This window comes from Halomonas gemina (assembly GCF_023554995.1).
GTDB lineage: Bacteria > Pseudomonadota > Gammaproteobacteria > Pseudomonadales > Halomonadaceae > Halomonas > Halomonas gemina.
Genome location: NZ_JAMJPK010000003.1, coordinates 115,745 through 136,102, shown reverse-complemented (window position 1 = coordinate 136,102; position 20,358 = coordinate 115,745). Strand labels below are relative to the sequence as shown.

Sequence of the window (20,358 nt, the reverse complement as noted above, 5' to 3'; positions counted from 1 at the left end):
CAATATCTCTTACGGAAGCGTAAGACATCACTGACATGCAAAGTGTGAATTCGCCTGATGGCTCGTTTGGCTCGTTCGTCACCGTCATGGCGTGACCATGATTTACTACAGCTCTCTCTTTCCTTTCCCTTCGGACGATGAAAACTCCACCCTTTATTCCTTGATGTCGCCACGCTGAAATTTGGTAAATGAAAATAGTGGTCTTACCTCTTGTGGCTGGCGAGTAGTAGGCATAGGGTGAAACTCCTCATCCACTATTCGCTGAATTCTTTAGTCACCTAATAAATTCGGGGGGCAACACAGGGGCAGGTGTGTGACCGATGATCTCATCCTGCTGGAGGCCCAGCAGGGTATCCACCAATTGATCGCCCAGCAGGCGCCGCTGGAGAAGACACTGGATGCCATTGCCCACTGGATCGGCCTCCAGCTCCCCGGTGCCGTGGTGGCCTTCATGCGCTTCGACCCGGCACGCTGCTCGCTTAGCCTGGTTCCCAGCCAACGCTTCTCTCGTGACTACTTCGAGCGGCTTCAGGATGTCCCCGTCGGCATGGCGGTGGCCTCCTTCGGGGCGGCCGCCTACCTGCGCCGGCAGGTCATCACCGAAGACATTAAGACGGACCCACGCTGGGCGGTGTTTCGCAGTGCCGCCCTGACCGAAGGGCTGCGTGCCTGCTGGTCGAGCCCGGTAATCACCGCCCAGGGCGAGTTACTGGGCACGTTCGGCATTTATTATCGTCAGCCCTCCGCGCCCAGCGAGGTGAGCAAGCGACGGCTTCGCCAGGCTGCCGCCCTGATCGCCCTGGCGATCATCAAGGACCGTGACAGCCGCCATCACCGCACGCTGGCCGAATGGCATCGTTCGCTGTTCGTGAATCACCCCGACGGGGTCTACGAATTCGACCTAGAGGGTCGGTTCCAGCGAGGCAATGCCGCACTGGAACGGATCACCGGCTACCCGGTGCAGGATCTCGTCGGTCGCCATTTCAACGAGTTCGTCGTGCCCGACTATCGCGAGCTGACCCAGGCCGCCTTCGATGCCGCCAGGGCCGGGGCCTCGCGCCACTACGAGACGCAGGGACTGCATGCCGATGGTCACACCTCCCACCTGGAGATCACCAACTTCCCGGTGACCGTCGAGGGCGAGATCGTCGGCGTCTACGGCATCTGCCACGACATCACCCAGCGCAAGCGTCAGGAGGCCGAGCTGCGTCTATTGCAGCGGGGCATCGAGGCCAGCCCCAATGGGATTGTCATGGCCGATGCCAGCCAGCCCGACATGCCGATCGTCTATGCCAATGAGGCCTTCTGTCGCCTGACGGGCTATGCCTCGTGCGAAGTGCTCGGCCGAAACTGTCGCTTCCTGCAAGGCCCGGAGACCGACCTCGCGGCCGTCGATACGCTTCGCCACGCCCTGGCGACGCGGTCCGAGGTTCAGGTCACGCTGCGCAATTACTGTAAGGATGGCACGCCTTTCTGGAATCGCCTGGCGATCAGCCCGGTCGTCGACGAGGCCGGTCGCTGCACCCACTTCATCGGCACCCAACAGGACATCACCCGCGAGCGCGACCAGGAGGCCCAGATCGCCTATCAGGCCACCCACGACCTGCTCACCGGCCTGCCCAATCGCACGGCCCTGGATGACCGTCTCGAGCACGCTCTCCACTGGAGCCGGCAACACCAACGCTTGATCGCGGTACTGTACCTTGACCTTGACGGCTTCAAGGCGATCAATGAAGGCCTGGGGCACCCCATAGGCAACCGGTTGCTGGTGGCCATCGCCGACCGATTGCATCCACTGCTCGGTCCCCGCGACACCCTGGCCCGCCTCACCGGTGATGAGTTCGCCTTCCTGTTGCGGGACGTTACGACCCGCGAAGAGGTGGTCCGCGCCGCCGAGCGCATCCTCGCGACCTTCGAGCACGCGTTCGAGATCGACGGTCACGCCTTGCACATCAGTGCCAGCATCGGAGTCGCCTGTAGCGACGAGCCGGTCCAGCAGGCCCACGAACTGCTGCAGCATGCCGACCTGGCCCTGGAAGCGGCGAAACTCCAGGGGCGCAATACCTGGCAGTGGTACCAGGGGAAAGGAACGGAGGACACCAGCGAGCAGGTGTTGATGCGCCATGACCTCCATGCTGCGCTGCGCGACAATCAGTTCGAGCTCTACTACCAACCGGTGGTCGAGGCCGTCAATGGCCGTATCCGCAGCGTCGAGGCGCTGGTCCGCTGGCACCATCCGACACAGGGGCTGGTCTCGCCCGGGGACTTCATTCCCATTGCCGAGCAGACCGGCCAGATCATCCCGCTGGGACGCTGGGTGCTGCGACAGGCCTGCCAGCGCCTGGCCGAGCTGCGCGCCAAGGGCGAGCGGGTGTGCCCGGTGGCGGTGAACATCTCGTCACTGCAGTTCCGCCGCGATGGCTTTCTCGATGAGGTGCAAGCGATTCTCGATGAGACCGGCTTGCCGCCCGAGCTCCTCGAGCTGGAGATGACCGAGAGCATCCTGCTGGGCGGCGCCGAACAGGCCATCGAGATGATCGACACCCTGCGCGGGATGCACATCACGGTCGCCATCGACGACTTTGGCACCGGCTTCTCCAGCCTCAGCTACCTGCGCGACTTGCCCATCCACAAGATCAAGCTGGACCGCGCCTTCATCCGCGACATCCTTACTAACCACCGCAATGCCGCCATCGTCCAGGGCATCATCACCATGGCGCATCATATGGACCTGGTGGTGGTCGCCGAGGGCATCGAGACGCGAGCGCAGCAAGAGGATCTGGTCCGTCGCGGCTGTGACCTGCTGCAGGGCTTCCTCTTCGCCAGGCCCATGCCGCTGGAAGCACTCCTGACGCTGCCTGATACCCTGCCGGCAGTGACCGTGCCGCCATAGTCGCCCGGCCGTCAGGCCTCTCGAGACCCTCGAGAGGCCTCTCCCCAGCGCGTGAGGGGCATGGAGAGCATGCCCTCACGCCTCTCCCCCAAGGTGAACAGCGTGTCTTATCCTTGGCGACTTCCCCTGGAATGCCTCGGCCCCGCTTCCCCGTGTCATTCTTCCTGGAGATCCTTCAGTGACGCTGAAAGTCCTCTGCACCCGCCTGGCCCTGGCCGTCGTCGTGCCTGTCGTGCTGGTGACGGCCACCCTGTACCCGATCTTTCGGGCGCACCTCGACGCCCGGCTCCAGGGCGCCCAGGCCGGTGCCCAGGCCATGCTGGAAGCGGGGCACGAGTCGCTTCAGCGCGGCATGAACGAAAGCCTCAACCATGCCCTGGCCACGGCCGAGATGCCGCTGCTCAAGCGCTATCTCGGCCAGGTGGGCGAAGCCCACTCCCCCTATCAGGCCGATACCAGGCAGCTCACTGCGGAGCGGCTCGCTTCGCTGTTCGATACCCTGCTGACCCACTATGGGCGCTACACCAAGCTGGTCCTGCTCGACCCGCAAGGTCGCGAGCTGCTGCATGTCAGCCATGGCCAGCAGCGACAGCAGCGATCCCCCGCCGTCACGCATGCCGATGCCGAGTATTTTCGAGAAGCCATGACGCTGTTTCCCCGCGACCTCTACGTCTCGCCCCCGGGTCGTAACTTGCGCTATGAGAATGCCAGCGACGGCGTGGTGCCGGTGGTCGACATTGCAACCCCGGTGTTCGATGCCCGGGGGGAGCGCAAGGGTGTGCTGCTGCTCAGCTTGGACTGGCAGTACCTGACCGCCGGCCTGCGCCATGCCATGGCCATCGTCGAAGACGCACAGCCCCTGCTGGTAGATGCCCAGGGCACCTGGTTGCTGGCCGATACGGAGGGACCAATGCGCTTCGGGAGACGCTTCTCGGCCGCCTCCCCTGATGCCTGGGAAGCGCTGTCGCGGCGCAACCGCGGTCAGGCGGATCTCGGGGATGACCTGCTACTGTTCCAGGCAGCAGACATCCGCACCCAGCACTACCGCAGCCAGGCGGGGATGGTGCATAGCCTGCCGGACTATCATCCCTGGCGGCTGGGCATCATGCTCCCCAAGCCCAGCCTGGGATCACTGCTGTCAAAGGACCGTGCCCCGCTGCTGATCATGTCCCTGCTGTATGGCCTGTCCATCGCCTTCAGCGTGTTCTGGGCCCTGAGCAGCCATCGCCAGGCGGGCCTGAAGCGAGAAGCCCAACAGCATGCCAGAGAGGTGCGTGATCTCTATGAGCATGCCCCCTGTGGCTATCACTCGCTGGATGCCGAAGGTCGCATCGTGAAGATGAACCGCACCGAGCTCGACTGGCTGGGCTATCGTGCCGACGAGGTAATCGGCAAGGTGCACTATCAGGACTTCGTCACATCCGAGACTCGTGAGGCCTTCGAGGCCGCCTTTCAGGGGGTCTTGGGGCCGGACCAGGAAGGCTCGGCCGAGTGCGAGCTGCTCACCCGTCACGGGGAGAAGTTCCCTGTCGTCATCCAGGCCACGGCCTACACCACGCACCGCGGTTTCGTGCACTCCCGTGCCATGGTCTTCGACCTGAGTGAACGCAAGCAGCTGGAAGACACCCTGGCTCGCCAGGCCATGACCGACCCGCTGACGGGACTCGGCAATCGGCGTTACCTGCAGGACCAGGCGGCCATGGAAATTGCTCGCGCCAAGCGCAGCGGCGAGCCGCTCAGCCTGATCGCCATCGACCTGGATCACTTCAAGTACATCAATGACAGCTACGGCCACGACGTGGGCGATCTGGTGCTTCAGGCCTTCGCCAAGAAAGTTGGGAAGCTACTGCGCGAGGGCGATGTGCTTTGCAGGATGGGCGGCGAGGAATTTGCCGTGCTGCTGCCCGGCACCTCGAAGGCCCAGGCCATGCAGGTGGCTGAACGGTTGCGCACGGCGCTGGAGGCATCACCGGTGAACGTCGGTGGCGACGTCACCGTGGACGGCTGGCTACCCTACACGGCCTCACTGGGCGTGACGCTGGTCAGTGCTGGGGAAACCTCCCTGAAGCCCGCCATCAAACGTGCCGATCAGGGACTGTACGCCGCCAAGGAACAAGGGCGCAATCGGGTGCACTGGCAGAAGACCTGACCGAGAATGACGGGGATGGCAGTTCGATCATGAATTGGCGCTTGGGCAGGATTTCGGGGGCGCTCCGTGATCCTGCATAATGAAAAGCGTCAGCTATCCCGCTTGCTGAAGGCCGCAGCTGCCCGGCTCTTGGGCTGTCTATTGCAGCGTGTGGGGGCGTAGGAGGGGATCTGGTGCCCCCATCAGGATTCGAACCTGAGACCTTCCCCTTAGGAGGGGGACGCTCTATCCAGCTGAGCTATGGGGGCTTTGTGCGCCGCATTATAGGGAAAGTCGCTGCCGAGATAAACCGCGGCGCCTGACTGTCGTGGCGTTGCCTGGTGGCGTCAAGGCCGGCCGAGTAGGCTGGGGCCTGATATGCCGCGAGAGGAACGTGCATGGAAGTACGAGAGTATCGCGCCTATGACGGGCTGGGGCTGGCGGCGCTGATACGCCGTGGTGAGGTGAGCCGCGAGGAGGTGTCTGCTGCGGCCCGGGCCGCCATCGAGGCCGATAATCCTGCTCTGGGGGCGGTGGTCCGCACCCGCTTCGCAAAGGCCGCCGTTGAGGGTCGAGCCGTCGAGTCGGAGGCTCCCTTTGCCGGCGTCCCAACCCTGACCAAGGATCTGCTGATGGCCATCCGCGGTGAGCCGCTGGCCTTCGGCAGTGCTGCCATGGCCGACTGGCGAGCATCGGAAGATTCGACCCTGGTGCGTCGCCTGCGCGAGGCGGGCTTGACTATCCTGGGTCAGACAACCACCCCGGAGCTGGGGTTGATGGGCATTACCGAACCCCGGGCCTTTCCGCACCCGGTCAATCCCTGGCAGCCCGCGCATTCCCCGGGCGGCTCCAGCGGTGGTGCCGCGGCGGCGGTGGCCGGCGGCCTGGTGCCGTTAGCCCTGGCCGGTGATGGTGGCGGCTCGATCCGCATTCCAGCCAGTCATTGCGGGCTCTTCGGGCTCAAGCCGTCGCGCGGGCGGGTGCCGCTGGGGCCCATGTTCGGGGAGGTGTGGCAGGGTGCGGTGGTGGAGCACGCCCTGACACGCAGCGTACGTGACAGTGCCGCCCTGCTGGATGCCATCAACGGGATGGATGCGGGCAGCCCCTGGCCACTGCCGCGGGAACAGGGCTTCCTGGCGGCGCTGTCGCGCCCGCCGGAGAAGCTACGGGTGGCCGTGTCGTTCGGTGAGCCGCTGGGAGCGCCGTTGGGCACTCATCTCGACCCCGAGGTGCGACGGGCCGTCGAGCAGTCTGCTCGGCGCCTCGAGGCGCTGGGCCATCACCTCGAGTGGGTCGACCCGACCGTCGAGGGCGGTGCCCTGGCCGACAGCTACCTGACCCTCTATCTGGGGCATCTGGCGGCGGATCTGGTGTGGATCAGCGACCAGACCGGCGTGCCGGTCTCGCGTCTCGAACTCGAGCCGTCCACCCGGGCCATCGGTCGCCTGGGGCGCTGCCTGCCGGCGCGGGACTACGAGACCGCCAAACGTTACTGGAATCGCGTGGCATGGGATATGGCGGCCTTTCACCGCCGCTTCGACCTGCTGCTGATGCCGGTGGCGGCCACCCCGGCGCCGCTGCGCGGTGCCTTGTACCCGGCCCGTGCCCGGGAGCGGCTGATGGCGCTGCTGGCAATTCCCGGTGCCTCGCACCTGGCGCTCAAGGCCGGCCTGCTCAAGCGCCTGGCTGCCGACTCGCTGCGCATGACGCCCTTTACCCAGCTGGCCAATCTCACCGGCCAGCCGGCCATGTCGGTGCCTCTCCACGTCACGCCGGATGGCTCGCCGGTGGGGGTGCAGCTGCTGGCACCCATGGGGGGAGAGCGATGCCTGCTGGCGTTGGCTGCCCAGCTCGAGGCCGAGGTGAACTGGGCCGCTCACCTGCCGCGACCGATCGCACAGGCGGAGGTGTCCAGGTAAAATGCTGCGCGTCCCCAGCCGATGAAGCGACCATGACGCGACAGCCCCCGGCCCCCCACGCCTCTCCCCTTTCCGCGCAGGGCGATCGTCATTTCGATGGACTCGCCGACAAGTTTGCCGCGAGCCTCTATGGCGGCCCCCGCGGCGAGCTGCGCCTGGCACTGCTCGACCGCCTGCTGCCCGAGATGCTCGCCCTTCATGGCCAGCCTGTTCTCGACGTGGGTGGCGGCCTGGGCCAGCTGGCCGGCTGGTTCGCCGAGCGCGACCACGCGGTGACCCTGGCCGAGCCCTCCGGGGAGATGCTGGCTCGAGCCCGGGAGTCGCTGGCGGGGCATGAGGTGAGCGTGCTGCAGACGCCGCTCCAGGAACTGCCCGAGGTGGCGCCCGGCCCCTGGTCGCTGATCGCCTGCCATGCCGTGCTGGAGTGGCTGGCGGATCCGCGGAGCGCCCTGGCCACCCTGGCCAGCCTGCTGACGCCGGGCGGGCAGCTCTCGCTGATGGTGTTCAACCGCGATGCGCTGCGGCTCTCCAACGTGGTCAAGGGCAACCTGGAGAAGGCCCTGGCCGACCGGCTCGAGGGCAAGGGGCTGCGCAAGCGGTTGACGCCGATCTCGCCGCTGACCCATGGCCAGATCGAGGCCTGGAGCGCCGAGAACGGCCTGGCGATCCGTGAGGTGGCGGGTATCCGGGTCTTTGCCGACTACCTGCGCGAACCGCCGCAGAGCGATGCCGACCGGGAACGGCTGCTGGCGCTGGAGCAGCGCTACTGCCGCGTCGACCCCCACTGGCGGCTGGGCCGCTACCTGCTCTATACCCTGGAGCGACCGACTCGACCCCCTGAGGAGGCCACCGCATGAGTGCCGAGACCCCCGTCTGCCAGCTGCTGGCGCGTCAGCAGGACGACTATTGCGGCTGGCTGTGGGTCGCGCCCCCCCGGGACGCCTGGCTGGAGACGGGGGAGGGGAGCCTGCTCTCCGCCGATGAGGGCGTGCTCTCGGCCTTTCGGGCCCGTGGGCAGCCGGCGCACTCGCCCTTCGATGGCGTCGACCTGGCCCCACGGGGGGCGGTGCTGTTCTGGCCCAAGAGCCACGCCCTCGGGGAATGGTGGCTGCTGTGGCTCTGTGCCTACCTGCCGCCGGGGACGCCACTGCAGCTGGTGGGCGAGAACCAGGGCGGCATCAAGCGGGTCCTCAAGGCGCTGGCGGCCCTGGGACTGGGCTGTCGCAAGCTGGACAGCGCCCGGCGCTGCGGCCTCTATGCGACCCGCCTGGACCGGGTGGACATCAACCCGGACGCCGCCTGGACCACCTTCGAGGCCGGCCTGGGGAATGAGCAGCTGCGCCTGGTCAGCCACCCCGGCGTGTTCGGCCACGGCAAGCTGGATGACGGCACCCGACTGCTGCTGGAGACGCTGCCCGCTGTTCTCCCGGCGACGGCAGGTGACGTCCTCGATATGGGCTGCGGCGACGGCATCCTGGCGGCCTGGCTGGCGATGCGCGGGGCGCGGGTCACGGCGGTGGATGTGGGCCACTTCGCGGTGGAGGCGACCCGGCGCACCCTGGCGGCCAATGGCCTCGAGGGCGAGGTCCTGGCGAGCGACGTCTACTCGGCGCTGGGGGAGCGCTGCTTCGATGCCATCGTCAGCAACCCGCCCTTCCATCAGGAGCGGGCGATCGACTATGGCCCGGCGGGGCGGCTGATCCTCGAGGCGCCCGACCATCTGCGCCCCGGCGGCCAGTTGCTGCTGGTGGCCAACGCCTTCCTGCCCTATCCGGACCTGCTCGAGCGGGCCTTCGGCGGCTTCGAGGTGCTGGCCGACGACCGGCGCTTCCGGGTCTATCGGGCGGTGAAGGGCTGATCAGGTCTGCGGGTCGCGGTAGGCGATCTCGGTGATGAGGTAGGTGGTCTCGCCGCCCGGGGCGGCCACCGTCACCTCATCGTCCAGCGCCCGGCCGAGCAGCGCCTTCGCCAAGGGCGCGTCGACGCTGATCCAGTGCTTCGTGGTATCGGTCTCGTCGTGGCCGACGAGGCGGATGTGCATCTCTTCGCCTTCCTCGTCCTCCAGGGTGACGAAGGCGCCGAAGAAGACCTTGCCGGTGTCCGCCGGCAGGCGGTCCACCACGGTGAGCTCGTCGAGGCGCTTGGTCAGGTAGCGGATGCGCGCGATGACCCGGTTGAGCTCCTTCTTGTTGTAGGTGTAGTCGGCGTTCTCGCTGCGGTCGCCCAGCGCCGCTGCCTCGCCCACCTTGGCCGAGAGGGCCGGGCGCTTGACCCGCGCGAGGTGGTCGAGGATGCCGCGCAGCCGCTCGGCTCCCTCGCCGGTGATCAGGTTGCTCTTGGGTTCCTGGCGCGGGTCCTTGGCGGGATCGCGCCAGCGCGTCATGTTGCGGCCTTTCATGGCGTTCCTCGCGGTCTTGTCTCTGGCGGCGAACATACGCCACCCGAGCGGTGTGGCCAAGTCGGTGCATGGCTGGCCGTTCATTCAAACGTTCGTTACATTGTTGGTATCCATCGACCATAACAACATCGCGACAAGGAGATGCCCCATGCTGCGACGCCCACCGTTCGCTGCCGCCCTCTGCCTGCTACTGGCCGCCGCCCCGCTGTCCCAGCTCCTGGCCGAGACCATGGAATGGGAGGACGAGCTCTTCTCGCTGCGCCATCGCTGGGAGCGGGTCACCACCGAGATGGCACCGGAGCGCCGCGAGGCCGCGCTCGAGTCGCTGGCGAAGGAGGGCGCGAATCTCGCCGAATCCCATCCTCGGCAGAGCCGGGTGCTGGTCTGGCGGGGGATCATCCTCGCCTCGCATGCCCGCGAGGCCGGGGGGCTGGCGGCGCTGGGCTCGGCCAAGGAGGCGCGCAGGTTGCTGAAGCGTGCCGTCGAGCTCGACCCCGAGGGACACAACGGCTCCGCCTGGGTGACGTTGGGAGCGCTCTATGATCGGGCGCCAGGTTGGCCGGTGGCCTTCGGCGATGCCGAGACCGCAGAGGAGATGTTCCGTCGCGCCCTGGCGATCCGTCCCCAGGGCATCGACGTCAACTACTACTATGCCGCCTTCCTCGAGGACGAGGGCCGCAGCGACGAGGCCCGCGAGCATGCCCGTCGCGCCATGGACGGCCAGGCCAGGGAGGCCCGCCGGGCCTCCGACGAGGCGCTGCGCGGCGAGGCCAGGGCGCTGCTCGAGCGTCTCTGAGGCGCGCAGGAGGGCAGGGCGGTTGGCATTCCCGCTCCGGGTCCCGATAATGGGGCCTTTGCGCGACCCGGAGACCGGCATGAGCGAGACCGATCAGGACTTGACCGTCGCGGTGCCCTTCACGGCCGCCGACGTGGACCTGGCCGAGCGGCGCTGCCTGCACCAGGGCTTCTTCCGGCTGGAGGAGCTCCACCTGCGCCATCGCCTCTTCGAGGGCGGCTGGAGTGGCAGGGTGGTGCGCGAGGTGCACCACCGCCACGATGCCGTGGGGGTGCTGCTCTACGATGTGGAGCGCGACAGCGTGGTGCTGGTCGAGCAGTTCCGTGCCGGTGCCCTCGACGATCCCGATTCCCCCTGGAAGGTGGAGGTGGTGGCCGGGCTTGTCGAGCGCGGCGAGAGTGTCGCCGAGGTGGCGCGCCGCGAGGCCATGGAGGAGGCCGGCTGCGAGGTGGGCGAGCTGATCGAGCTGCACACCTACTACCCGAGCCCCGGGGCCTGCGACGAGCGTGTCACCCTCTTCTGTGGCCTGATCGACAGCCGCGGGCTCGGCGGCGTGCACGGGCTCGACGAGGAGCACGAGGACATCCGCGTGCATGTGCTACCGTTTACCCGGGCCTGGGAACTCCTCCAGGCCGGACGACTCGACAATGCCATGTGCCTGATCGCCTTCCACTGGCTGGCCGGTGAACGTGCGTCGTTGCGAGCAAGGAGGTAGCGTGCCGAGAAACGCCTACGTCACCGACCTGAAGACCCTGCAGGGCGAGTGCACCGCCAACTTCATCCGGCTGACCCGGCTGTTGGGCGACCTGGAGGTCGGCGAGACCCGCGAGGTCGAGCTGCACAACCATGGCCGTCGCCTGGGGGCGCTGTGCCTCAAGCTCCAGGAGCGCGCCCCCTACACCAGCATCGTGCGCGTCTCCCAGCGTGGGGTGCTCGATACGCTGATCGACACCCCGCGCATGCGCGTGCACCTATACCACGACGTGCGCATGGCCGAGGTCACCGACTTTCAGCGCCAGCGCCACTTCGACGGCCGCTACCGCTATCCCAACTCGCGCATGCACCAGCCCGACGAGAAGCTGCAGCTCAACCGCTTCCTCGGCGAGTGGCTGGACCATGGCCTGGCCCATGGCCACTCCCTCGACCTGCCCCAACTGCCCTGACGAGAAGGCTGCGCTGATGCGACTGGTCCAGATCACCGATTTCCACCTCAAGGCCGACCCCGCGGCCCGCGCCCGGGCGGGCTTCCCGCTGCGCCAGCTGGAGGCCGTGGTGGATGCGGTGAACCGGCAGCGGCCGGAGCGGGTGCTGGTCACCGGCGACGTCAGCGAGGACGAGACGGCGGCCTCCTACCGGCTGGCGGAGCAGGCGCTGTCACGGCTCGACGCGCCCTGGTTCTGGCTCCCCGGCAACCACGACCGGCCGGCGCTGATGGCCGAGTGTCATGCATTTCACGACGAGCTGGACCTGGGTGACTGGCGGGCGCTGCTGCTGGATACCCACGTCAGCGGCCAGCCTTATGGCGAGCTCGGCGAGGCGGCCCTCGCCACCCTGGACGAACGTCTCGCGGCCGATGGCCGGCCGACGCTGCTGGTGATGCACCATCCGCCGTTGTCCGTCGGTTCGGCCTGGCTCGACGAGATCGGCCTGGCCGACGGCGAGGCCTTCTGGCGGGTCGTCGCCCCCTATCCTCAGGTCCGGGGGGTGTTCTTCGGCCATGTCCACCAGGCCTTCCACGGCACCTATGCCCTGGCCGACGGCGAGGTACCGGCCTATGGCTGCCCCGCTACCATTGACCAGTTCCTGCCCGGCTCCGCGACCTTCGCCCTCGACGAGGCCTCTCGGCCGGGCTACCGCCTCATCGAGCTCGGGGACGGCGAACTGGAGACCTGGGTGGAGCGCGTCGACCCCTGAGTGTAATAGCCAATATGGCTATAAAAAGATAGTTATTAATTCTTTTGGGTTATTATCGGCCCGGCGTTACCCTGTCTCGCATGATCTCACCCGCCCAACGTCATGCGAGGTAGCCGGGCCATGAGCAGTCTTCACGCACCGTCACGCGAGAGCGCCTTCGAGGCGGCCACCGGCGCCCTGGCGCCGTCGCGCCAGCGGCAGACCCACCTCCAGCAGCTCGAGGCCGAGTCGATCCACATCATCCGTGAGGTGGTGGCGGAGTTCGCCAACCCGGTGATGCTCTACTCCATCGGCAAGGACTCCTCGGTGATGCTGCATTTGGCGCGCAAGGCCTTCTATCCCGGGCCGCCGCCGTTCCCGCTGATGCACATCAATACCACCTGGAAGTTCCGCGAGATGATTGCGTTCCGCGACCGCATGGCCGCGGAATCCGGCATGGAGCTGATCGAGCACATCAACGAGGAGGGGCGTGCCGCCGGCATCAACCCCTTCGACCATGGCTCGAGCGGCTATACCGACGTGATGAAGACCCAGTCCCTCAAGCAGGCGCTGGACAAATACGGCTTCGACGCCGCCTTCGGCGGGGCGCGCCGCGACGAGGAGGCGAGCCGCGCCAAGGAGCGGGTGTTCTCCTTCCGCGACCGGCACCACCGCTGGGACCCCAAGAACCAGCGTCCGGAGCTGTGGAACCTCTACAACGCCCGGGTCAACAAGGGCGAATCGATCCGCGCCTTCCCGCTCTCCAACTGGACCGAGCTGGACATCTGGCAGTACATCCACCTCGAGGGCATTCCCATCGTGCCGCTCTATTACGCCGCGCCGCGTCCGGTGGTCGAGCGTGACGGCATGCTGATCATGGTCGACGACGAGCGCATGCCGCTGGCCGAGGGCGAGGTGCCCGAAGAGAAGTGGGTGCGCTTCCGCACCCTGGGCTGCTACCCGTTGACCGGTGCCGTGGAGTCGCGGGCGGACACCCTGCCCGAGATCATCCAGGAGATGCTGCTGACCCGCACCTCTGAGCGCAGCGGCCGCGCCATCGACCACGACCAGGCCGGCTCCATGGAGAAGAAGAAGCGCGAGGGCTATTTCTGATGTCACACCAATCGACCCTGATCGCCGACAACATCGAGCAGTACCTGCACGAGCACGAGAACAAGGACCTGCTGCGCTTCATCACCTGCGGCAGCGTCGACGACGGCAAGTCGACCCTGATCGGCCGGCTGCTGCACGACTCCAAGATGATCTTCGACGACCAGCTGGCGGCGATCACCCAGGCCTCGAAGAAGAGCGGCACCACCGGCGAGGCGGTGGACCTGGCGCTGCTGGTCGATGGCCTGCAGTCCGAGCGGGAGCAGGGCATCACCATCGACGTGGCCTACCGCTTCTTCTCCACCGACAAGCGCAAGTTCATCATCGCCGACACCCCGGGCCACGAGCAGTACACCCGCAACATGGCGACCGGCGCCTCCACGGCGAGCCTGGCGATCATCCTGATCGATGCGCGCTACGGCGTGCAGACCCAGACTCGCCGGCACAGCTTCATCGCCGACCTGCTGGGCATCCAGCACCTGGTGATCGCGGTCAACAAGATGGACCTGGTGGATTTCGACCAGGCGCGCTTCGACGAGATCGTCGCCGACTACCGCGACTTCGCCGGGCAGCTGGCCGCGCCGGACCTCCACTTTGTGCCGCTCTCGGCGCTCGAGGGCGATAACGTCGTCAACCGCAGCGAGCGCATGCCCTGGTACTCGGTCGATGGGGAACCCGGCCTGCCGCTGCTCGAGCTGCTGGAGGGGATCGAGGTCAGCCGCGATCGCAACCTGACCGACCTGCGCCTGCCGGTGCAGTATGTCAACCGGCCCGACCTGGACTTCCGGGGCTATGCAGGCACCCTCGAGGCCGGCATCCTGCGCCCGGGCCAGGCGATCAAGGTGCTGCCCTCCGGGAAGACGTCGACCGTGGAGCGCATCGTCACCTTCGAGGGCGACCTGGAGGCCGCCTGGCCGGGCCAGGCGATCACCGTGACCCTGGCGGACGAGATCGACGTCTCCCGGGGCGACTGGATCGTCGCCGCCGACGCCGAGGTGGCCATGGCCGATGCCTTCGAGGCCGATATCGTGTGGATGCATGACGAGGCGCTCGCGCCTGGTCGCCAGGTCGATATCCGCCTGGCCGGGCGCTCCGTGTCGGGCCGGGTCGGCGAGATCCTCCACCAGGTGGACGTCAACAGCCTGGAGCGCCATCCGGCCGAGCGTCTCGAGCTCAACGCCATCGCCCGCTGCCGGGTCGAGCTGACCGCCGAGGTGCCGCTGGACGACTACGGCACGAGCCCGGGCACCGGCAGCTTCATCGTCATCGACCGGCTCTCCAACGTCACGGTGGGGGCGGGGATGATCCGCGGCGTCGCCGATTCGGGTGACCGGCCGGCGGGCGAGGTCGACTGGGCCGGCTTCGAGCTGGAGCTCAACGCCCTGGTGCGCAAGTACTTCCCGCACTGGGAGGCGAAGGACCTGCGCGAGCTGTTATAAAAGCGCCGGATGAACCACCTTGGTTATCGCTTGGGGCTGATCCGTAGGCACTGAGGAGAGATGCAGGCAGTAGAGACTACCGAACCCTTGACAGGTCAATCCATACCAGGACCTCCTATCCGGCTTGCCCACGGCGCCCCTCGCTCCAGGCAGCTGCTATCGCCCTTTTACGAGCTCTGATAAGACGGGGCCTCGAGGAAACCGGCTCTGGTAGGCTAGGTCCAATGACCTGACCCTTCCCCGGAGCCTGCCCCGATGATCATCGTCCTGGCAATTGTCCTGCTGCTGGCTATCTTCCTGCTGCCCAACCTCTGGGCGAAGTGGGTGCTGGCGCGCCACGCCCGCGGGCGCGACGAGTATCCCGGGACCGGAGGCGAGCTGGCCGACCACCTGATCCGGCGGCTGGGGCTGGAGGGGGTCAGGGTGGAGATGACCGACCAGGGCGACCACTACGACCCCGAGGCGCGTCGCGTGCGCCTCTCCCGGGAAAACTACGAGGGCCGCTCGCTCACCGCGGTGACGGTGGCGGCCCACGAGGTGGGGCACGCCATCCAGCACCAGCAGGGCTATGCGCCGCTGCTGGCCCGCTCGAGGCTGGTGGTGGTGGCGCAGAAGGCCGAGAAGGTCGGCGCGCTGCTGATGATGGCCGCTCCCTTCCTGTTCGTGCTGACTCGCCTGCCGGGCGGCCTGGCCATCGTGGTGGCCGCCGCGGTGATCAGCTTCGGCACCGCGGCCCTGGTGCACCTGGTGACCCTGCCGGTGGAGTTCGACGCCAGCTTCCAGCGTGCCCTGCCGCTGCTCAAGGAGTACCTCCCGCCCCGCGACCTGGCCGGCGCCCGGCATGTGCTCACCGCCTGCGCCTTCACCTATGTGGCGGCCTCGTTGGCCAGCATCCTCAACCTGGGGCGCTGGCTGGTGATCCTGCGGCGGTAGGCCCGCTCTGCAGGCGACAACACTTCGCGACCTTGCCGGCGGCGGGCCGAAAACCGCCAAGGAAGGCGAGGGTAATGCGGAACCTGCCCGGTTGGGGCTAGGATGGGGTTTATCGACATGGCCCGGAGCGTCCTACCATGAACGGCAAGCATCGACCGGGTCACGGGACAGGGTGGCGGGGGTGAAGCGGGCGCTACTACACCTCACACTGTTCGTGAAGCGGCTGGTGGGGCTCGTGGCCAGCCCGATGAAGCGCGATCATGGCCATGGCGGCCTGACGGTCACCCCCTACCGCGGGTATGGCTCCAGGCGAGAAGCCTTTCTCACGGGCCGCGTGTTTCGTCAGACGCCGCTGTCCAGGATGGTGCCGCGCCGCGGCTTCATGCGCGACCTGGCCGATGTGGTGCGGCGCATCGCCCGTCGTGGCGTGGCCGATGCCAGCGTCGATATCCGCCTGGGCGACAGTCACGTCTCGGTGACCACCGACCGCGATGGCTACTTCGACGCCCACCTGCCGCTCGTCTCATCACTGCCAGGCGATCGTTCCTGGCACCACGCCGAGCTGTGGGTCACGGCCGAGCACGAGGTGCCGGTGCGCGCCAGCGTGGAGGTCTATATCCCGGTCCCCGAGATCGACCTGCTGGTGATCAGCGACATCGATGACACCGTGATGTACACCGGCGTGGCCGACAAGCTGCGGATGCTCTATCGGCTGTTCATCGAGAAGCCCCATCAGCGCACGGCCTTTCCCGGCGTGGCCTCGCTCTACCAGGCACTGCACCGCGGCGCGGATGACCGGGGCGAGCGGCCCATCCTCTACGTGTCACGCGGGCCCTGGGCGATCTACGAGGTGCTGGAGACCTTCTTTCAGCTCAATCGCATCCCTGTCGGGCCGATCCTGTTCCTGCGCGAGTGGGGTATCTCGGCACGCCACCCCTGGCCGCGTCGGGCCGAGGATCACAAGCAGCGTCTGATCAGCCGCATGCTGGCGCTGTTCGAGGGGGTGCCCTGCATCCTGATCGGCGACAGCGGCCAGCATGATCCCGAAGTCTACACCCGCATCGTCAAGGCCCATCCCGGACGCGTCGCGGCGATCTATATCCGTCGCGTGGACCGGCGGGTGGATCGCCAGCGTGACATCCAGCTGTTGCGCGACCAGATACGCCACACCCGCTGCGAGCTGGTACTGGCGGCCGACAGCGAGCTGATCGCGGAACATGCCCAGGCGCGCGGGTTCATCTCCGACCATGGGCTGGCGGCCGTGCGCCGTGATGTGGCCGGTATGCCCGACGATAGCGCCTGAGGTCCGGGCGTCCATCGACCCTGCCGCGAGGCTCAGAGCGGCCGGTTGGCCATGACCACCGCCCGGCGCGGGGCGGGGTAGCCCTCGCGGGTTTTGGTCGGGTCCTCGGGGTCGAGGAAGTCAGCGAGCGACTGGAAGGTCATCCACTCGGTGGCGCGCTGCTCGTCCGTGGTGGTCAGCGCCTCGTCCACCACCCGCACGTTGTCTAGGCCGCAGCGCTCGAGCCACTGGCAGAGTGCGGCGGAGGAGGGCAGGAAGTAGACGTTGGGCATGGCGGCGTAGCGCTCGCCCGGCAGCAGCACCGTGGTGGCGTCGCCTTCCACTACCAGGGTCTCCAGCACCAGCTCGCCGCCCGGGCGCAGGGCGTCCTTGAGCTGCTGGATATGCTCCAGGGGCGAGGGGCGGTGATAGAGCACCCCCATGGAGAACACCGTGTCGAAGAAGCCCAGGTCCTCGGGCACCTCCTCGATGCCCACCGGCAGGAAGTGGGTGCGGCCGCCGTCGGCGTCGCCGACGAAGTGGCGCAGCGCCCGGAACTGCCAGAAGAAGCGCGGCGAGGGGTCGATCACCAGCACGAAGGCGGCCCCACCGCCGGCCATGCGCCAGGCGTGATAGCCGTTGCCGCCGCCGACGTCGAGCACGCGGCGCCCGGCCAGCGGCGCCAGGTGCGGCGTCACGCGCTGCCACTTCCAGTCGGAGCGCCATTCGGTGTCGATGTGGATATCGCTGAGTCGGTAGGGTCCCTTGCGCCAGGGCGCGAGCTTGGCCAGCAGGTTTTGGCACTGGCGGCGCTGGCCCTCGGTGAGGTCGACCTCGACGCTGACGGTGTCGGCGTCCAGGCTCACCTGCCTGTCGTCGGGCAGGGCGGGCAGCTTGGCCACGGCCTTCTCCCAGGCCGGCAGGTCGCCGAAGCGCTGGCGGTCCAGGCCGCGTGCCAGCTGGTCGGGGAGGCGGGCCAGCCAGGCATCCAGCCCCTGGTCGAGGAAGGCCTGGTAGAGGGCGCGGTGTTCGGGCGCGATCGGCATGTCAGGCGTCCTTGAAGGCGATCAGCGAGGCGAAGTTGAGGAACTGGAACCAGGTGTGGGCGCGGGAGAAGCCGGCCCCGGCCAGGCGCTCGTGGTGGCCCGCCAGGGTGTCCGGCACCAGCACGTTCTCAAGCGCCGTGCGCTTCTGGCTTATCTCCATCTCGCTGTAGCCGTTGGCGCGCTTGAAGTCGTGGTAGCGCTCCACCAGCCAGGCGTTTTCCTGCTCGTCGGCGGCCTTTACCTTCTCGGAGAGCACCAGGACGCCGCCGGGCTCCAGCGCCTGGTAGAGCCGGCCGATCACCGCTTCGCGGTCCCCGGGGGCGAGGAACTGCAGGGTGAAGTTGAGCACGATCATGCCGGCGGGGGCGTAGTCCAGGGTGCGGATATCGCCCTCGAGTACCTCCATGGCGTGGTCGGGGCACTCCGCGGCCAGGGTCTCCCGGGCCCGCGCCACCATGGCGGGGGAGAGGTCCACCCCGGTGTAGCGGAAGGCATTCGGCGGCAGCGACCCGGCCAGCGCCAGGCCGGTGGCACCCAGCGAGCAGCCCAGGTCGTAGACCCGGGCTCCATGGCGCAGGTGCCGGGCGGCGATCAGGCCCAGCATGCCCAGAATCTGTCCGTAGCCCGGCACCGAACGGCGGATCATGTCGGGAAAGCAGGCGACGACCTTCTCGTCGAACGAAAAGCGCGCCACCCGGTCCAGGGGTGTCGAAAAGATCGCGTCACGGTAAGATGCGTCACTCATGGAACTGGCCGGATATCCTGGGAAAGGGGCGCCATTCTACGCCTCGCCCACTCTGGCTGCACGACAGGACGTCAAGGAGGAAGCCATGACACACCCCACGATCGACCAGCGCGATGCCTGGCAGGCCCTGGCCGCGCACGCCCGCGAGATGCGCACCACTCACCTGAGCGAGCTGTTCACCGGCGCGCCGGGGCGACACGCGGCCCTTACCCGCCGGGCGGCGGGGCTGACCCTGGATCTCTCCAAGCAGCGCTGGCGCGACGAGACCCTCGACCGGCTGCTCGACCTGGCCCGCGAGGCCGAGGTGCCCGAGGCGATCCGCGCCCTGCTCGCCGGGGAGCGGGTCAACCGCAGCGAGGACCGGCCGGCCCTGCATACCGCGTTGAGGCTGCCGCCGGAGGCCAGCCTGATGGTGGAGGGCGAGGACCTGGTGCCCTCGGTGCACGCCACCCTGGAGCGCATGGCCGCCATGGTCGAGCGCTTCCATGCCGGCCAGTGGCGCGGCGCCACCGGCCGGGCGATCCGCGATGTAGTCAACCTGGGGGTCGGTGGCTCCGACCTGGGCCCGCTGATGGTGACCCATGCCCTGGCCGACTACCGGCCGGAGGGCGTGCACACCATCGACGTGCACTTCGCCTCGACCATGGACGGCTCCCAGCTGGCCGACTACCTGGCACGGCTCAATCCCGAGACCACGCTGTTCGTGCTCTCGTCGAAGTCCTTCACCACCATCGATACCCTCTCCAATGCCCGCACCGCGAGGGACTGGCTGATCGCCCGGCTGATGGGCGAGAACCGCGAGGAGGGCGTCGATGCCGAGCTGGTGATGCGCCAGCACTTCATCGGCGTCTCGGCGAGCCCCGAGAAGATGAACGACTGGGGCATCGCCGAGGAGCACCAGCTGGAGTTCTGGGAGTGGGTCGGCGGCCGCTACTCGCTGTGGGGCGCCATCGGCCTGCCCATCGCCCTGGTGGTGGGCATGGCGCACTTCCGCGAGCTGCTCGCCGGGGCCCATGCCATGGATCGCCACTTCAGCGAGGCAAAGCTTGCCGACAACCTGCCGGTGCTGCTGGCGCTCGCGGGGATCTGGAACGTCAACTTCCTCGACATCCGGGCCCATTCGATCCTGCCCTACGACGGTCGCCTGGAGTTCTTCGCCGCCTACCTCGAGCAGCTGGAGATGGAGTCCAACGGCAAGTCGGTGACCCACGACGGGGACGAGGTCGGCTACTCCACCTGTCCGGTGCTGTGGGGCCAGCTGGGGCCCAATGCCCAGCATGCCTTCTACCAGCTGCTTCACCAGGGTACCCAGTCCGTGGAGTGCGACTTCATCGCCCCCAAGGTGCGCTACGACGACGTGGAGGATCCCGCCACCCGCGACCACCTGATGGGCCAGCACCGCCTGACGCTCGCCAACTGCTTCGCCCAGTCGCGGGTGCTGATGCTCGGCGACGAGGCCATCGACGAGGACGGCCCGCGGCCGGTGCACAAGCGCTACCGCGGCAACCAGCCCTCCAGCACCCTGCTGCTCGACCGGCTGACGCCGGCCACCCTCGGCGCGCTGATCGCGCTCTACGAGCACAAGGTGTTCGTCCAGGCGACCATCTGGGACATCAATCCCTTCGACCAGTGGGGCGTGGAGCTGGGCAAGAAGATCGCCGGCGAGACCCAGCGGATCCTCGAGCACCAGGCGGACATCGCCGACATGGACGACTCGACCCGGGGGCTGATCGAGGCCGTCTGGGCGGCGGAGCGCGGCGCGCGATGACACTGGCT

Annotated in this window: 17 protein-coding genes and 1 tRNA gene; 14 read left to right on the top strand and 4 right to left on the bottom strand. The window is 67.6% G+C overall.

The window, feature by feature from the left end; all coding sequences use genetic code 11:
* The first annotated feature begins 313 nt into the window (after window positions 1–313).
* Together M8009_RS07320 and M8009_RS07315 are read left to right on the top strand one after the other, a co-directional pair.
* Entirely contained in the window at window positions 314–2,893 is a 2,580-nt protein-coding gene (locus tag M8009_RS07320; protein ID WP_250060172.1) for a bifunctional diguanylate cyclase/phosphodiesterase, read from the top strand.
* A 178-nt stretch (window positions 2,894–3,071) separates the two neighbouring features.
* Entirely contained in the window at window positions 3,072–5,042 is a 1,971-nt protein-coding gene (locus M8009_RS07315) for a diguanylate cyclase (protein ID WP_250060171.1), read from the top strand.
* A gap of 171 nt (window positions 5,043–5,213) precedes the next feature.
* On the opposite strand, the gene M8009_RS07310 is transcribed toward M8009_RS07315, so the two are convergent.
* Window positions 5,214–5,290 (bottom strand) — tRNA-Arg (locus M8009_RS07310).
* Between the two features lie 129 nt (window positions 5,291–5,419).
* Between M8009_RS07310 and M8009_RS07305 the strand changes: the two genes are divergently transcribed.
* From M8009_RS07305 to M8009_RS07295, 3 genes are read left to right on the top strand one after another with little or no spacing between them, the layout of a single operon-like run.
* Window positions 5,420–6,940 carry an amidase gene (locus tag M8009_RS07305; protein WP_250060170.1) on the top strand — a complete coding sequence of 507 codons (1,521 nt, stop codon included), beginning with the start codon at window positions 5,420–5,422 and terminating at the stop codon, window positions 6,938–6,940.
* Window positions 6,941–6,972: 32 nt separating this feature from the next.
* Window positions 6,973–7,797 carry a methyltransferase domain-containing protein gene (locus M8009_RS07300; RefSeq protein WP_250060169.1) on the top strand — a complete coding sequence of 275 codons (825 nt, stop codon included), beginning with the start codon at window positions 6,973–6,975 and terminating at the stop codon, window positions 7,795–7,797.
* On the top strand, window positions 7,794–8,798 hold the full coding sequence (locus tag M8009_RS07295) for a methyltransferase (RefSeq protein ID WP_250060168.1): 1,005 nt from the start codon (window positions 7,794–7,796) through the stop codon (window positions 8,796–8,798). The genes M8009_RS07300 and M8009_RS07295 overlap by 4 nt, the downstream gene beginning before the upstream one ends.
* On the opposite strand, the gene greB is transcribed toward M8009_RS07295, so the two are convergent.
* Entirely contained in the window at window positions 8,799–9,338 is a 540-nt protein-coding gene (gene greB / locus M8009_RS07290) for a transcription elongation factor GreB (RefSeq protein WP_250060167.1), read from the bottom strand.
* 148 nt (window positions 9,339–9,486) lie between these two features.
* Here greB and M8009_RS07285 point away from each other — a divergent pair, with 148 nt between their 5' ends.
* The 8 genes from M8009_RS07285 (at window position 9,487) to M8009_RS07250 (ending at window position 16,812) form a co-directional block, all read left to right on the top strand.
* Window positions 9,487–10,134, top strand: coding sequence for a tetratricopeptide repeat protein (locus M8009_RS07285; protein ID WP_250060166.1), 648 nt, complete (start codon window positions 9,487–9,489; stop codon window positions 10,132–10,134).
* A gap of 79 nt (window positions 10,135–10,213) precedes the next feature.
* The gene (locus M8009_RS07280) at window positions 10,214–10,849 is read left to right on the top strand and encodes an NUDIX domain-containing protein (protein ID WP_250060165.1); all 636 of its coding nucleotides are present in this window, start codon (window positions 10,214–10,216) and stop codon (window positions 10,847–10,849) included.
* 1 nt (window position 10,850) lies between these two features.
* On the top strand, window positions 10,851–11,297 hold the full coding sequence (locus M8009_RS07275) for a DUF1249 domain-containing protein (protein WP_250060164.1): 447 nt from the start codon (window positions 10,851–10,853) through the stop codon (window positions 11,295–11,297).
* On the top strand, window positions 11,251–12,048 hold the full coding sequence (locus tag M8009_RS07270; protein ID WP_347709835.1) for a phosphodiesterase: 798 nt from the start codon (window positions 11,251–11,253) through the stop codon (window positions 12,046–12,048). Before M8009_RS07275 ends, M8009_RS07270 begins: the two co-directional genes overlap by 47 nt.
* 120 nt (window positions 12,049–12,168) lie before the next feature.
* On the top strand, window positions 12,169–13,140 hold the full coding sequence (cysD, locus tag M8009_RS07265; RefSeq protein WP_250060163.1) for a sulfate adenylyltransferase subunit CysD: 972 nt from the start codon (window positions 12,169–12,171) through the stop codon (window positions 13,138–13,140).
* Window positions 13,140–14,576 carry a sulfate adenylyltransferase subunit CysN gene (cysN, locus tag M8009_RS07260; protein WP_250060162.1) on the top strand — a complete coding sequence of 479 codons (1,437 nt, stop codon included), beginning with the start codon at window positions 13,140–13,142 and terminating at the stop codon, window positions 14,574–14,576. Before cysD ends, cysN begins: the two co-directional genes overlap by 1 nt.
* Before the next feature lie 258 nt (window positions 14,577–14,834).
* Window positions 14,835–15,509: a zinc metallopeptidase gene (locus M8009_RS07255; protein WP_250060551.1), complete on the top strand. Its 675-nt coding sequence runs from the start codon at window positions 14,835–14,837 to the stop codon at window positions 15,507–15,509.
* A 247-nt stretch (window positions 15,510–15,756) separates the two neighbouring features.
* Entirely contained in the window at window positions 15,757–16,812 is a 1,056-nt protein-coding gene (locus tag M8009_RS07250; RefSeq protein WP_250060550.1) for an App1 family protein phosphatidate phosphatase, read from the top strand.
* Window positions 16,813–16,844: 32 nt separating this feature from the next.
* Here M8009_RS07250 and cmoB read toward each other — a convergent pair whose 3' ends face one another.
* Both cmoB and cmoA read right to left on the bottom strand, forming a co-directional pair.
* Window positions 16,845–17,837 carry a tRNA 5-methoxyuridine(34)/uridine 5-oxyacetic acid(34) synthase CmoB gene (gene cmoB / locus M8009_RS07245; protein ID WP_250060161.1) on the bottom strand — a complete coding sequence of 331 codons (993 nt, stop codon included), beginning with the start codon at window positions 17,835–17,837 and terminating at the stop codon, window positions 16,845–16,847.
* Between the two features lies 1 nt (window position 17,838).
* Window positions 17,839–18,582 (bottom strand): carboxy-S-adenosyl-L-methionine synthase CmoA, encoded by a 744-nt coding sequence (gene cmoA, locus M8009_RS07240; RefSeq protein ID WP_250060160.1) that lies wholly within the window; start codon window positions 18,580–18,582, stop codon window positions 17,839–17,841.
* Window positions 18,583–18,667: 85 nt separating this feature from the next.
* Between cmoA and pgi the strand changes: the two genes are divergently transcribed.
* Window positions 18,668–20,350, top strand: a complete 1,683-nt coding sequence (gene pgi, locus M8009_RS07235; RefSeq protein WP_250060159.1) for a glucose-6-phosphate isomerase — start codon at window positions 18,668–18,670, stop codon at window positions 20,348–20,350.
* Window positions 20,351–20,358 lie beyond the last annotated feature (8 nt).